Consider the following 13719-nt stretch of genomic DNA (forward strand, 5'->3'; position numbering starts at 1 on the left):
TCTGCAATAATGCCGCCGCATTCAGCGTTGGGACCCGGACCGGTCGGATGCGGTCCCTAGTGGCCGCGCCGGCGCGGACATGCCCACACCCAGGTCGTACGACCCCGCAGACAACCAGGAACGGACCGTAGATGGCCACTGATTACGACGCCCCGCGCAAGAACGACGACGAGTCGAACGACGACTCCATCGAGGAGCTGAAGGGCCGACGGAACGAGGCGGCGACCCCCACAGTCGACGAGGACGAGGCCGAGGCGGCCGACTCCTACGAGCTCCCGGGCGCCGACCTCTCCGGCGAGGAGCTCTCCGTGCGCGTGCTCCCCCGCCAGGCGGACGAGTTCACGTGCGCCAGCTGCTTCCTCGTGAAGCACCGCAGCCAGATCGACCACGTCGAGGGCACGCTCATCATCTGCAAGGAGTGCGCGGCGGCCTGACGTGCGCGCGAGCGCGGGTCAGCAGAGGGGGAGAACCCCTGAAGCAGGAACGGCACCTCCCGACAGGGAGGTGCCGTTCGTCGTTCCCGGACCGGTCGCGTCCGGACGGGCCGTGGCGCGTCTTTGGCGAGGTCGTGGACGGCGCCGCCGGTCAGGCCGCGCGCCGCGCCTGCTGCTGGGCGGTGCGCAGAGCGAGGGCGAGGTCCTCGGGGCGACGGGTCGAGGCGACCCACGCGGTGGTCGGGTCCTCCGGATCCAGCACCTCGACGCGGATCCCGCTGCGGGTCCAGCCGCGCACCTCGTGGTGAGCCAGCGGCTCGAAGTCCTGGCCGATCGTGAGAGCCCAGTCCTCGCCGCGCAGCACCTGCGGCTCGCCCAGCTCCGTCACGTCGATCCGGGCGCGGCCCAGGCGGAACCGGCCGTCCGAGACCTCCAGCACGGGGGAGTAGGAGATCAGCAGCACGATCGCGATCACGATGGAGACCGCCGACAGCGCGATCGCCGCGCCGAGGTGCAGGGGCACGATGACGAGCCCGAGCGCTGCGCCGATCGCCATGCCGATCACCCAGGCGCCGACGCCGGGCAGGAGGTGCTCGCGGTGGAGCGGCGTCCCGGCACCGCTCCCGGAGACGGGGGCCGCACCGGCGGCGGACCGCTCGGACGGGGACTCGGCGGCGGGAGGAACGGCAGAGGCGGACATGCCCACCATGGTCTCACGCACTCCCTGGACCTCCGGTGCGCGGAGGACGCCGCCTGAGCGCCTACCCTGGCGTCATGTCTGCCGATCCCGACACCAGCGCACCGCTGCGGATCCGCCGCACCGGCGCGACCCCGCTCCCGCACCGCGCCCATGCCGACGACGCCGGCCTCGACCTCGCCAGCGCCGAGGAGCTCGTGATCCCCGCGGGCGGCCGCGCACTGGTCGACACCGGCCTCGCCGTCGCCCTCCCGCCCGGCACCGTGGGACTCGTCTGCCCCCGCTCGGGCCTCGCCGCGAAGCACGGCGTCACGGTCCTCAACGGCCCCGGTATCGTGGACGCCGGCTATCGCGGACCGCTCAAGGTCGCGCTGCACAACACCGATCCGACGGAGGACTTCCCCCTCCACGTCGGCGACCGGATCGCCCAGCTCGTGGTGGTGCCGTTCCTGGCCCCCGTGCTGCAGGAGGTCGACGACCTCGAGCAGACGGACCGGGCCACCGCCGGGTTCGGCTCCAGCGGCGGCTTCGGCGGCGCACACCACCAGGAGGGATGACCATGGGACTGTTCTCCCGCAGGAAGCGGCAGGAGCCGGAGGAGATCGAGGGGCTGGACGCCCTGGACCGCGACTCGCCCGCGCCGGACGACGCCCCGGAGGACGAGGGCGCGGCCGACGACGCCCTCCCCGAGGACGAGCCCGAGGTCGAGGGGGACGCCCCCGCACGCGGGGACCACCTCGAGGACGGGCCCTACGACGAGGCCGACGCGCCCGACGAGGACCGCATCGACCTCGGCGGCCTGCTGGTCCCCGCCATCGACGGCATGGAGCTGCGGATGGAGGTCGACCAGCGCACGAACGCCGTGACCGGCGCGAACCTCGTCATCGAGGGCTCCTCGCTGCAGGTCCAGGCCTTCGCTGCCCCCAAGTCCCGCGGGATCTGGGAGGAGGTGCGGGGCAAGCTGCGCGAGTCCGTGGTCAAGCAGGGCGGCACCGCCGAGACACGCCCGGGCGCCTTCGGGACCGAGCTGATCGCGCGCATGCCCGTCAAGCGGGCCGACGGCCGCACCGCCTACCGTCCCGCGCGCTTCATGGGCGTCGACGGGCGGCGCTGGCTGCTGCGCGCGGTCCTCTCCGGCAAGGCGCTGGCCGACCCCGAGCAGGCGCGCCGCTTCGAGACCCTCGTCTCCCGCCTGGTCGTCGTGCGCGGCGCGGAGGCGATGGCGCCGCAGGAGCTGATCCCCCTGCACCTGCCCGGCGAGCGTCCGGGCCTCAACCAGATCCGCTCCGGCCCGCTGGACCCGCTCGCCCGCGGTCCGGAGATCACCGAGATCGGATGAGCACCCACCGCGCCGGCGGCCGGCCCCGTCGGGACCCGGCCGACTCGCCCTCCGACCCCGCGCCTGCTGGCGGATCCACGCCGCGCAGCGGCTCCGATGTCGCGCCCGCTCCCGGGGCCGGCGCGCAGGGCGCGCCCCCGGCGGACCATCAGCCCGCGGGAGAGCCCGCGGGCGGGGAGGGATCGACCCGCAGCGGCCTCGGCGCCGTGCTCCAGGAGGAGGAGTTCTCCGTCGCCGACGCGATCGGTGGGCGCCGCGGGATCGTGGAGTCGGTGCTGCCGACGCTGCTGTTCGTCGTGCTCTTCGTCGCCACAGGTGCCGTGGGCCTCGCCGCGGGCGCCGCGGTCGCGGCCGTCGTGGTGATGCTGGTGGTGCGCCTCGTCCAGCGCCAGAGCCCCTCGACCGTGATCGGCGGGCTGATCGGGGTCGCGCTCGGCGCGGTCCTCGCGGTCCGCTCCGGGGAGGGGTCCGACTTCTACTGGCCGGGCATCGTCACCAACGCCGTCTCGCTGGCCGTGCTCCTGCTCTCCCTCGCCCTGCGGCATCCGCTGGTCGGCGTGGTCGTCGCGCTGCTGGACCCGCGGGTGTCGGACTGGCGCGAGCACGAGGACGGCCGCCGCGTGTACACCCGTGCGACGCTCCTGTTCGCGGGGCTGTACGCGGCCAAGCTCGCCGTGCAGCTCCCGCTGCTGCTGACCGGCCAGGTCGCGGCGCTCGGCGCGGCGAAGATCGCCATGGGCCTGCCGGCCTTCGCGGTGATCGCCTATCTCGTCTGGCTCATGCACCGCGGGCTGCTCGCCCGCCGCGGCCTCCGCTGAACCACGACCGGCGCGGTCAGCGCACCGTCCACTGGATGAGATGATGGTGCACGATGTGCCCGTCGAGAGTTCTGCCGCCGTCCGAGCCGGGCTCGGACCCGGAGTGGAGGAGAGTGGTCCGATGACCCCCGATGCCGACAGCGCGCCGAGCAGCCCCGCCCCCGGCGGCCGAGTCCTCACGGTCACCGCCGGCCCTCCCGCCGCCGGCGGCACCTTCGTGGCCCGCCACGAGGGCCGGGTCGTCTTCGTGCGCGGCACCGCGCCGGGGGAGACCGTCACCGCCCGCCTCCTCGAGGACCCCCAGGCGAAGGCCGATGCCCGCTTCTGGCGCGCCGAGGCGCTCGACGTGCTCGAGGCCGGCCCCGACCGGGTCCCCACGGTGTGGGAGGAGGCCGGGGTCGACGGCGTCGGCGGCGCGGAATGGGCGCACATCGCCCTGCCCGCCCAGCGCCGCATCGCGAGCGAGGTCATGCAGGAGCTGCTGCGCCGCGCCGGGGTGACGAGCTTCCCGATCGAGCAGGTGCAGGTCGAGCCCGCCCCGCACGACGCCGACGGGCTCGGCTGGCGCACCCGGGTGCGCTACGCCGTCGGCCCCGACGGGGAGGTCGGGATGCGCGGCTGGCGCTCCCACGAGGTGCGTCCCGTGGGGGAGGATCCCCTGTCGGCCCCCGCGGTGCGCGCGCTGCGCCTGGGGGAGTGGACCGCTCCCGAGGGCACCGAGGCCGTCGACGCCGTGGCCCCCTCGGCCGGTCCGGCCTCGGTGGTGCTGATCGGCCGCGACCTGGATCCCGAGACGATCGAGATCCCGGAGAGCTGGGGCGACGCCGACGTCGCGGTCCGCACCGGCCGCGGCCTCGTCCCGCTGCGCGGCGACGGCACCGTCCACGAGCGTCTGGGCGAGCGGATGTTCACCGTCAGCGCCACCGGCTTCTGGCAGTCCCACCGCCGGGCCGCGGAGCTGCTCACCGAGGTCGTCGACTCCGCTCTGCACGCCCCGCGCGGCGGCAGCGCCTGGGACCTCTACGGCGGCGTCGGCGTCTTCGCCGCGGTCGCCGCGGAGCAGGTGGGCACGGGCGGCTCGGTCGTCTCCGTCGAGGGCAACCGCCGCGCCTCCCAGCTGGCCGCCCAGAACCTCGAGGACCTCCCGCAGGTCTCCACCGCCACGGCCGATGTCACCGACTGGGTGCGCGCACGCCGCGGCGGGGTCGACGCGGTGGTCCTGGATCCGCCGCGCGCCGGCGCGGGCGTCGAGCTGATGGGGCTGCTCGCCGGCGCCGTGCGCCAGCGCATCGTGTACGTCTCCTGCGAGCCCGCCACCCTCGCCCGCGACCTCGCCGCGATCGAGGGCAAGGGATGGCAGGTCAAGGACCTGCGCGCCTTCGACCTCTTCCCGCACACGCACCACATCGAGTCCGTCGCGGTCCTCGAGCGCTCCGCGGGCTGACCGGGCCGACACGCGCCCGGCGCAGATGACGCCCTGTCAGGACCATGGGGTCCTGCGTGGTATGATTTATCTTGACTTCAAGATACTTGCCGGGGATCCGCCCGGCACCCCCTCCTCGGCCCGCGCCCTCCGCGTCGGGCCCCTAGGTGCGCGATCGCCTGCCGTGCGCGGGCGACGCGCCTACGATGGAGGGGTCGAACCCATACCGAAGGAGTGCGTCCGATGAGCACTGTCGACTCATTCGCCGCGAAGCAGAAGCTCGAGGTCGGCGGCACCGACTACGAGATCTATGCGCTCGACGCCGTGGAGGGCGCCGAGAAGCTTCCCTACAGCCTCAAGATCCTGCTCGAGAACCTGCTGCGCACCGAGGACGGGGCGAACATCACCGCCGACCACGTCCGTGCGCTCGCGAGCTGGGACGCGACGGCCGATCCGTCCGTCGAGATCCAGTTCACGCCCGCCCGCGTGATCATGCAGGACTTCACCGGCGTCCCCTGCGTCGTCGACCTCGCCACCATGCGCGAGGCCGTCCAGGACCTCGGCGGGGATCCCGAGCGGATCAACCCGCTCGCCCCCGCGGAGATGGTCATCGACCACTCCGTGATGATCGACGTCGCGGGCCGCCTCGACGCGCTCGAGCAGAACATGGAGCTCGAGTACGAGCGCAACCGCGAGCGCTACCAGTTCCTGCGCTGGGGCCAGACCGCCTTCGACGACTTCAAGGTGGTCCCCCCGGGCACCGGCATCGTCCACCAGGTCAACATCGAGTACCTCGCCCGCACCGTGATGACCCGCGAGGTCGACGGGGTGCTGCGCGCCTACCCCGACTCCTGCGTCGGGACCGACTCGCACACCACCATGGTCAACGGCCTGGGCGTGCTCGGCTGGGGCGTCGGCGGCATCGAGGCCGAGGCCGCGATGCTCGGCCAGCCCGTCTCCATGCTGATCCCGCGCGTGGTGGGCTTCAAGCTCACCGGCGAGATCCCGCCGGCCGCCACCGCGACCGACGTCGTGCTCACCATCACCGAGATGCTCCGCCGGCACGGCGCGGTGGGCAAGTTCGTCGAGTTCTACGGCGAGGGCGTCTCCCAGGTCCCGCTCGCGAACCGCGCGACCATCGGCAACATGAGCCCCGAGTTCGGCTCGACCGTCGCGATCTTCCCGGTCGACGAGGTCACCACCGACTACCTGCGCCTGACCGGCCGCTCCGAGGAGCAGGTCGCCCTCGTGGAGGCCTACGCCAAGCGCCAGGGCCTGTGGCACGACCCCTCGACGGAGGTCGAGTACTCCGAGTACCTCGAGCTGGACCTCTCCACCGTGGTGCCCTCCATCGCCGGCCCCAAGCGCCCCCAGGACCGCATCGTCCTCACCGAGGCGAAGGAGTCCTTCCGCGAGGTGCTGCCCTCCTACGCGACCGGCCACCCGGTCGCCGGCAACGGCGACGGCTCCTTCCCCGCCTCCGATCCGTCCACCCCCGACTCCGACAACGAGTCCGGCGGCGCCGCGCCCGACCACGCCCACGTGATCGGCCGCGCCTCGAACCCGGTCCAGGTCAAGGGCAAGGACTTCGAGATCGACCACGGCATCGTCTCGATCGCCTCGATCACCTCCTGCACCAACACCTCGAACCCCTCGGTGATGATGGCCGCCGGCCTGCTCGCCCAGAACGCGGTGGACCGCGGCCTGGTCGCCAAGCCGTGGGTCAAGACCTCCATGGCCCCCGGCTCGCAGGTCGTCACCAACTACTACACGCGGGCGGGCCTCTGGCCGGCGCTCGAGGCGCTCGGCTTCCACCTGGTGGGCTACGGCTGCACCACCTGCATCGGCAACTCGGGCCCGCTGGACTCGGAGATCTCCGAGGCCATCGCCGAGAAGGACCTCGCCGTCACCGCGGTACTCTCGGGCAACCGCAACTTCGAGGGCCGCATCAACCCCGACGTGAAGATGAACTACCTGGCCTCCCCGCCGCTGGTCATCGCCTACGCGCTCGCAGGCACCATGGACTTCGACTTCGAGAACGACCCGCTGGGGCAGGACAAGGACGGCCAGGACGTCTACCTGCGCGACATCTGGCCGAACCCGACCGAGGTCGAGAAGGTCATCGGCGAGTCCATCTCCCAGGAGATGTTCACCGAGGACTACAAGGACGTCTTCACCGGCGACGAGCGCTGGCGGAGCCTGGAGACTCCCGAGGGCGCGACCTTCGAGTGGGACTCCGAGTCCACCTACGTGCGCAAGCCCCCGTACTTCGAGGGCATGGAGGCGCAGCCCGCGCCGGTCGGCGACGTCGAGGGCGCCCGGGTGCTGGTCAAGGTCGGCGACTCGACCACGACCGACCACATCTCGCCCGCCGGCTCGATCAAGCTCGACTCCCCGGCAGGCAAGTACCTGCAGGAGCACGGCGTCGCGCGCAAGGACTTCAACTCCTACGGCTCCCGCCGAGGCAACCACGAGGTCATGATCCGCGGCACCTTCGCGAACATCCGCATCAAGAACCAGCTCCTGGACGGCGTCGAGGGCGGGTACACGAAGAACTTCCTGACCGGTGAGCAGGAGTTCATCTACGACGCCGCCCAGGCCTACGCCGAGCAGGACATCCCGCTCGTGGTCCTGGCCGGCAAGGAGTACGGCACCGGCTCCTCCCGCGACTGGGCCGCCAAGGGCACCAAGCTCCTCGGCGTCCAGGTCGTCATCGCCGAGAGCTTCGAGCGCATCCACCGCTCGAACCTCATCGGCATGGGCGTGCTGCCGCTGCAGTACCCCGCCGGCGAGACCGCCGAGTCCCTCGGGATCGACGGCACGGAGACCTTCTCCTTCACCGGGATCACCGCCCTGAACGAGGGCGCCACCCCGAAGACGGTGAAGGTCGTCGCCGCCAAGCAGGACGGCACCTCGGTGGAGTTCGATGCGGTGGTCCGCATCGACACCCCCGGCGAGGCGGAGTACTACCGCAACGGCGGCATCCTGCAGTACGTCCTGCGCTCGCTGGTCGCGGCCTGATCGCAGGCCCCTCCCGCGCCGTCCGGTCCTCGTGACCGGCGCATGCTGCGCCCCGCCCGGCTCCGGCCCGGCGGGGCGCAGTCATGTCCGGGTGTGGGAGTCGCCGCGGGCACCCTCTCGCGCACCCCTGACCGGGCTGTCTGCACCGCGTTGCACACCTCGGCGGGGCCGGGTGAAGCCCCGGTGAAGATGTGCACAGATGTGACCATGTCTCCCGTCTCGGCAGGTCAGAACCACGTACTCTGAACAGGTCCCGATCCCGTCCCCGAGGGAGGACCGTGCGTGTCCACCACTGAGCAGCACGCTGCCGCGCCGATCCGTCGGCGCCCGCGCCCCGCCCCCTCCCGCCCGGCGGCGGACTCCACCGTGCCCCCGCCCGAGGTGCCGATCCCCGCGGACCCCGAGGCGCTGCGCACCCTGGATGCGGAGCAGCTCCCGGGCCTCGCCCGCACCCTTCGCCGCCGCCTCCTCGAGATCTGCGCCGTCAGCGGAGGCCACCTCGGCCCGAACCTCGGCGTCGTCGAGCTGACCCTCGCCCTGCACCGTGAGTTCCGCTCCCCGGCGGAGCCGATCGTCTTCGACACCGGCCACCAGGCCTACGTCCACAAGATGCTCACCGGCCGCGCCGACCTCGAGGGGCTCCGCCGCGCCGGCGGCACCTCCGGCTATCCCGACCGGGGCGAGTCCGAGCACGACCTGGTCGAGAACTCCCACGCCTCCGGATCGATCGCCTGGGCGCACGGCCTGGACCGCGCCCACCGCCTCGCGGGGAAGCAGGGCGTCTCCGTCGCGGTGATCGGGGACGGCGCGCTCACCGGCGGCGTCGGCCTCGAGGCGCTCAACGAGCTCGCCGCGGACCGCGGCTCCCGCACCGTCGTCGTGCTCAACGACAACACCCGCTCCTACGCGCCCACCATCGGCGGCCTCGCTCGGCATCTCGCCGCGCTGCGCACGGGCGAGGTGCTGCCCGGACAGGACGTCTTCACCCAGCTGGGCCTGACCTATCTGGGACCCGTCGACGGCCACGACCTCACCGCGCTCGCGGCCGCGACCGCCGCCGCCCGCGAGGCCGCGGAGGATCCGGGCAGCGCCGGAGTGGTCCTGCACGTCCTCACCCGCAAGGGCGCCGGCTTCGCCCGCGCCGAGTCCGACGCGGTGGACCACTGGCACGCCACCGGCCCCTTCTCGCTCGTGGGCGAGGAGGCGACGAAGCCCGCCGCCCGCACCTGGAGCGCCCGCCTGGGCGCCGCCGTGCTCGACGCCGCCCGTGCCGACGAACGGGTGGTCGCGCTCAGCGCCGCGATGATCGACCCCGTCGGGCTCACCCCGATGCAGCAGGAGACGCCCGAGCGCGTCCTCGACGTCGGCATCGCCGAGCAGCTCGCGCTGGACACCGCCGCCGGCCTCTCCGCCGGGGGCCGCCTACCCCTCGTCGCGCTCTACGCGACGTTCCTCAACCGCGCCCACGACCAGCTGCTGCTGGACCTCGCCCTGCACGGCGAGGACGTCACGATCACGCTGGACCGCGCCGGGATCACCGGGGACGACGGTCCGAGCCACCACGGCATCTGGGACCTCGCCCTCGCCGCGCAGGTACCCGGACTGAGCCTGTGGGCGCCCCGCGACGGCGCCCGCCTCGACGCGGCGGTCCCCGCGGCGCTCGGCACCCCGGGCCCCTCGATCGTCCGCTTCCCCAAGGGCGCCTGCCCCGAGGAGCTCCCGGCGCTCGCCGAGCTGCCCGCGGGAGACGTCCTGCACGGCGACGCGGAGGCCCCGATCGACGTGCTCCTCGTCTCCGTCGGCGCCCTCGCCGACCGCGCCCTCGCCGCCGGCCGGGAGATCGCGGCGTCCCGTCCCGCGGCGAACGTGGTCGTGCTCGATCCGGTCCGGGCGCTGCCGCTGGGCGAGGAGCTGCTGGACCTCGCCGCCGGCGCCCGCGGGGTGCTCACCCTCGAGGACGGCCTCGCGGAGCGGGGGATCGGTGCCGCGCTCGCACTGCGGCTCGGCCGACGGGCGACCCCGGCGCAGCCGGGCCCCGTCGTGCACTGCCTGGGCGTGGACCTCGAGTTCCTCGCCCACGGCAAGCGCGACGCGATCCTCGCCGACCAGGGCCTGGACGTGCCCGGGATCGCGAGGAGCCTCGACGCGCTGCTCTGAGACGCCCGGCCGACGCCCTCCCGCCGGCGCGACGAGCGCGGCCAGCGCCGAGGCCCGGAGCTCTCGCCGCGGTCCTCAGCCCAGCGAGCTGCGCGGAGCAGGGTCGTCGGCCCGCGCCGTGAGGACGATCGGCGCGCCGTCGGTGACCTGCAGGGTGTGCTCCGCGTGCGCGCCGCGGGAGCCGTCGGCCGCCAGCTGCGTCCAGCCGTCCCGCTCGTCGACGACGAGCTCGGAGGTGGTCGGCACCAGGAACGGCTCCACGGTGATCAGCTGCCCGGCCACGAGCTCGGCGCCGCCGCCGGGGGTGCCGTGGTTGGGGACGAAGGGGGCCTCGTGCATCGTGCGCCCCACGCCGTGGCCGCCGAAGCGGTCGTTGATCGAGTAGCCGAGCGAGGTCGCCTCGTTCATCACCGCGAAGCCGATGTCGCCGACGGTGGCGCCGACGGTGACCTGGTCGATCCCGGCCCACATCACCTGCTCGGTGTCGCGGATCAGCTGGAGGTCCTCCGCGCGCGGGGTGCCGACGGGGATCGTCAGGCACGAGTCCGCCACCCAGCCCTCCACCGAGACGGCGAAGTCGAGGGAGAGCAGGTCCCCGTCCTCGAGCACCCGGTCGTAGGGGCGGCCGTGGAGCACGCCCTCGTTCAGCGAGGTGCAGATGACGTACCCGAAGGGGGAGGCGCCGAAGACGGGGTGGTAGTCGATGTAGCAGCTGGTCGCCCCCGCCTCGCGGATCAGGCGATGCGCCTCCGCGTCGACGTCCAGCAGGTTCCAGCCCACGTCCACGACCTGCCGCAGGTGCGAGAGCACGGAGGCGACGAACTCGCCGGCCGGACGTGCCTGCTCGGTGGTGGGCAGCTCCTGGGTCGAGCTGCGGCGACGGCGTCCGAGGATCATCGTGCCTCCTGCCAGGTGACCAGCCGGGCCCCGACCCAGGCGATCATCGGTGCGAACACGGCGGCGCCGAGCAGGTGGCCGAAGACAACCAGCTCGGGCAGCCCGGTGAAGTACTGGATGTAGCCGACCGCGCCCTGCGCGAGGGTCGCCGCGAGCAACCACCAGGCCGCGGTGCGGGCCTCGCGGCGGGCACCCGAGCGGTGGAGGACGACCAGCATCGCGATCAGCAGGGCGAGGAAGAGGTAGACCGCGACGGCGTGGACCCGGGTGATCACGACCGGGGAGAACATCAGGCGGGTGACGTCCCCGGCATCGCCCGAGTGCGGGCCGGTGCCGGTGACCAGCGTGCCGAGCACCAGCACCACGAAGCCCACCGCCGCCAGCGGGACGTAGAGCCCCAGCAGTCGTGGCGGGACCGCGAGGCGCACGTGCGAGTCGCCGTCGTACAGCCGCACCAGCAGCACCGTCGAGAGCGCGCCGAGCACGGGGGAGATGAGGAAGTGGGGGCTGACGATCCCGGGGTGCAGGTCGAACCACACCACGAACGCCCCGATCAGCGCCTGCGCGGCGGTGCCGATCAGCGGCACCCACGCCAGCATCCGGAAGCCGCGTCCCTTGTGGGAGAGCCAGCGGTAGGTCACCAGCAGCACCGCGACAGCGAAGATGCTCAGCACGCCGGTGAGCGTGCGGTTGCCGAACTCGACGAAAGGGTGGATCCCGGCCTCGAGCGTCAGCTCCGGGGTGAAGTTCCCCGGCTCGCAGTGCGGCCAGGAGGAGCAGCCCAGTCCGCTGCCCGTCAGACGCACCGCGCCGCCCGAGAGGATGATCCCCATCTGGCAGATCAGGTTGCCCCAGATAGCGATGGCGGCGAGACGTGCGCGCCGCTGCGGCCCCCAGGAGGTCAGACGACGGTCGGGCAGGGTGGTGATCCGCCCGTGGCGCTCGGGTGAGCGCTCGGCGGAGAGGGCAGGCGAGGACATGCCCAGCAGTCTAGGTTCCGCGGCCGAGGGCCGCCTGGACTCCGGGTGCGGATGCGAGGGATCCCGCATCGTGAGGACTCGGCGGTCGCCCGGGACGGCCGAGCGGCCGGACAGGGGCTCCGGGACCGGGGCCCGGCGCCAGGCTCGTGCGAGGCGGCTCAGGCATCCGTCCAGCGGAACCAGCGCACGACGGCCGCGACCCCTGCCGCGGCCCACAGCAGCAGCACCACGGCGGAGCCGGGGGAGAACGGACCGCCCGCGAGACAGGCCCGCATCAGCTCGCCGAGCGCGCCCGAGGGCAGCAGGTCCGCGAGCCCGCCGAGGATCCGCGGGAACGAGGTGGTGGGGAAGGCGACGCCGCCGACGGCGACGAGCAGCACGAACACGAGGTTCGCCACCGCCAGCACCGCCTCGGTGCGCAGCAGCCCCGCGACCAGCAGGCCGAGCGCCCCGAAGGCCACTGTCCCCACCAGCCAGACGGGGACGAGGGCCAGGAGACCGACGATCTCCGGCCGCCAGCCCAGGACCAGGCCCAGCACTCCGAGCACGACCACCTGCAGCACATGGGTCGCGAGGGTGGCGAGGATCTTCCCGGCGAGATAGCCGCTGCGCCCCAGCGGCGTCGTCGCGATCCAGCGCAGCACGCCGTTGCGACGGTCGAAGCCGGTCATGATCGCCTGCGAGGTGAAGGAGGTCGAGATCAGCGCGGTCGCGAAGGTCGCGGCGACCGCGGTGTCGATCGCGGGAGTGCCCTCGAGCCGGCCGACGGGCAGCAGCCACAGCCCCACCATCACCATCGCCGGCAGCGCGATCGCGACCATGAGCTGCTCCCCGTTGGAGAGCAGCACGCAGGTCTCGAGCCGGGCATGGGAGAGGATGCGGCGCAGCGCCGGTGCGGGACGCGGCACGCGCGGCGCGGCGGGGCTCTCGCCGGGGGCGGCGGGAGAGGTCGACGGGGGCGTGGCGCTCATCGGGCGGCTCCTGCGCTGGGGGCGTCGTCGTGGTGGGTCGTGCTCCCGGCGGCCTCGTCGCCGGAGGCGTCGCGGTCCATCAGGTCCAGCAGCACCGCCTCGAGGTCCGCGGCCGCGGCGCTGGAGACCTCCAGGCGGGCGCCGTGGCGGGCGGCGGCCTCGTGCAGGGCCTGCTCGAGGGCGGGGACGGCGTCGGGCGCGACGCCGCTCGCGGTCGCCCGGAGGGTCACGCCGCCGCCCGGCCCGCGATGCTCGCGGACCACCTCCTGCACGCTGCCGGAGGCGAGCACGCGGCCGCGCGAGATCACGCGCACCGCGTCCGCGAGCCCGACCACGTCGTCCATCAGATGGGTGGTGAGCACGACGGCGGTGCCGGTGCGGGCCAGCCCCCGGATCAGCTCCCGCACCCGGCGCCGGATCGAGGGATCCATCCCGGCCGTCGGCTCGTCGAGGAAGACGAGGTCGGGCCGGCCGATGATCGCCAGCGCCAGGGCGAGCCGCTGCCGCTGCCCGCCGGAGAGGCGCCGCACGAGGGTGCGGGCGAACTCGTCGATGCCGAGATGGGCGGCGACCTCGTCGACATCGAGCGGGGCGGCGTGCAGGCTCGCGCCGTAGCGCAGCAGCTGCATCGCCGTCGCGCCCGAGGCGAGGCCGCCGTCCTGGATCATCACGCCCACCCGGGCGCGGTGCTCGGGGCTCGCGCGCCAGGGGTCGGTGCCGAGCACGCGCACGCTGCCCGCATCGGGGCGCAGCAGACCGGTCGCGCAGGAGACGGCGGTGGTCTTGCCGGCGCCGTTGGGGCCGAGCAGCGCGGTGACCTCGCCGCGCTCCGCGGTCAGGCTCAGGCCGTCGAGGGCGCGCACGGCGCCGTAGGAGTGGGCGAGGTCGGTCGCGACGAGGGCGGGGGAGTGGTCGTCCATGGCCGCCCCATCGTAGGCCGGACGCGGCGCCGGGTCGGGGACGGCGCCGCGTCCGGGCCGGG

At 73.7% G+C, this 13719-nt stretch carries 12 protein-coding genes; 7 read left to right on the plus strand and 5 right to left on the minus strand.

From position 1 onward, the window contains the following. Nucleotides 1–131: 131 nt before the first annotated feature. The gene (locus DS079_RS14775) at nt 132–434 is read left to right on the plus strand and encodes a DUF4193 domain-containing protein (protein ID WP_010550618.1); all 303 of its coding nucleotides are present in this window, start codon (nt 132–134) and stop codon (nt 432–434) included. Between the two features lie 151 nt (nt 435–585). Here the strand turns inward: DS079_RS14775 and DS079_RS14780 are convergent, their stop codons facing one another. Further along, a complete protein-coding gene (locus DS079_RS14780; RefSeq protein ID WP_241237682.1) occupies nt 586–1134 on the minus strand; it encodes a DUF3093 domain-containing protein in 549 nt (182 codons plus the stop codon). Between the two features lie 74 nt (nt 1135–1208). Between DS079_RS14780 and dut the strand changes: the two genes are divergently transcribed. The 6 genes from dut (at nt 1209) to DS079_RS14810 (ending at nt 9889) form a co-directional block, all read left to right on the plus strand. Then, nucleotides 1209–1688 (plus strand): dUTP diphosphatase, encoded by a 480-nt coding sequence (gene dut / locus DS079_RS14785; protein WP_053917255.1) that lies wholly within the window; start codon nt 1209–1211, stop codon nt 1686–1688. 2 nt (nt 1689–1690) lie between these two features. Beyond that, nucleotides 1691–2470 carry a DUF3710 domain-containing protein gene (locus DS079_RS14790; protein ID WP_126988643.1) on the plus strand — a complete coding sequence of 260 codons (780 nt, stop codon included), beginning with the start codon at nt 1691–1693 and terminating at the stop codon, nt 2468–2470. Continuing rightward, nucleotides 2467–3288 carry a DUF3159 domain-containing protein gene (locus tag DS079_RS14795; protein ID WP_126988587.1) on the plus strand — a complete coding sequence of 274 codons (822 nt, stop codon included), beginning with the start codon at nt 2467–2469 and terminating at the stop codon, nt 3286–3288. Before DS079_RS14790 ends, DS079_RS14795 begins: the two co-directional genes overlap by 4 nt. Before the next feature lie 121 nt (nt 3289–3409). Further along, on the plus strand, nt 3410–4732 hold the full coding sequence (locus DS079_RS14800; RefSeq protein WP_126988588.1) for a class I SAM-dependent RNA methyltransferase: 1323 nt from the start codon (nt 3410–3412) through the stop codon (nt 4730–4732). A 222-nt stretch (nt 4733–4954) separates the two neighbouring features. Then, nucleotides 4955–7732, plus strand: coding sequence for an aconitate hydratase AcnA (acnA, locus tag DS079_RS14805; protein WP_126988589.1), 2778 nt, complete (start codon nt 4955–4957; stop codon nt 7730–7732). Between the two features lie 282 nt (nt 7733–8014). After that, nucleotides 8015–9889 carry a 1-deoxy-D-xylulose-5-phosphate synthase gene (locus DS079_RS14810; protein WP_241237684.1) on the plus strand — a complete coding sequence of 625 codons (1875 nt, stop codon included), beginning with the start codon at nt 8015–8017 and terminating at the stop codon, nt 9887–9889. 75 nt (nt 9890–9964) lie between these two features. Here DS079_RS14810 and map read toward each other — a convergent pair whose 3' ends face one another. The 4 genes from map to DS079_RS14830 all read right to left on the minus strand — a co-directional run bounded on the left by map (nt 9965) and on the right by DS079_RS14830 (nt 13657). After that, a complete protein-coding gene (gene map, locus DS079_RS14815; RefSeq protein ID WP_126988590.1) occupies nt 9965–10786 on the minus strand; it encodes a type I methionyl aminopeptidase in 822 nt (273 codons plus the stop codon). Further along, entirely contained in the window at nt 10783–11766 is a 984-nt protein-coding gene (locus DS079_RS14820; RefSeq protein ID WP_126988591.1) for a COX15/CtaA family protein, read from the minus strand. The genes map and DS079_RS14820 overlap by 4 nt, the downstream gene beginning before the upstream one ends. A 158-nt stretch (nt 11767–11924) precedes the next feature. Continuing rightward, a complete protein-coding gene (locus DS079_RS14825; RefSeq protein ID WP_126988592.1) occupies nt 11925–12737 on the minus strand; it encodes an ABC transporter permease in 813 nt (270 codons plus the stop codon). Beyond that, nucleotides 12734–13657 (minus strand): ABC transporter ATP-binding protein, encoded by a 924-nt coding sequence (locus DS079_RS14830; protein WP_126988593.1) that lies wholly within the window; start codon nt 13655–13657, stop codon nt 12734–12736. Before DS079_RS14830 ends, DS079_RS14825 begins: the two co-directional genes overlap by 4 nt. Nucleotides 13658–13719: the final 62 nt, after the last annotated feature.

The sequence above is a fragment of the Brachybacterium paraconglomeratum genome (assembly GCF_003994255.1).
In the GTDB taxonomy this organism is placed as follows: Bacteria; Actinomycetota; Actinomycetes; order Actinomycetales; family Dermabacteraceae; genus Brachybacterium; species Brachybacterium conglomeratum.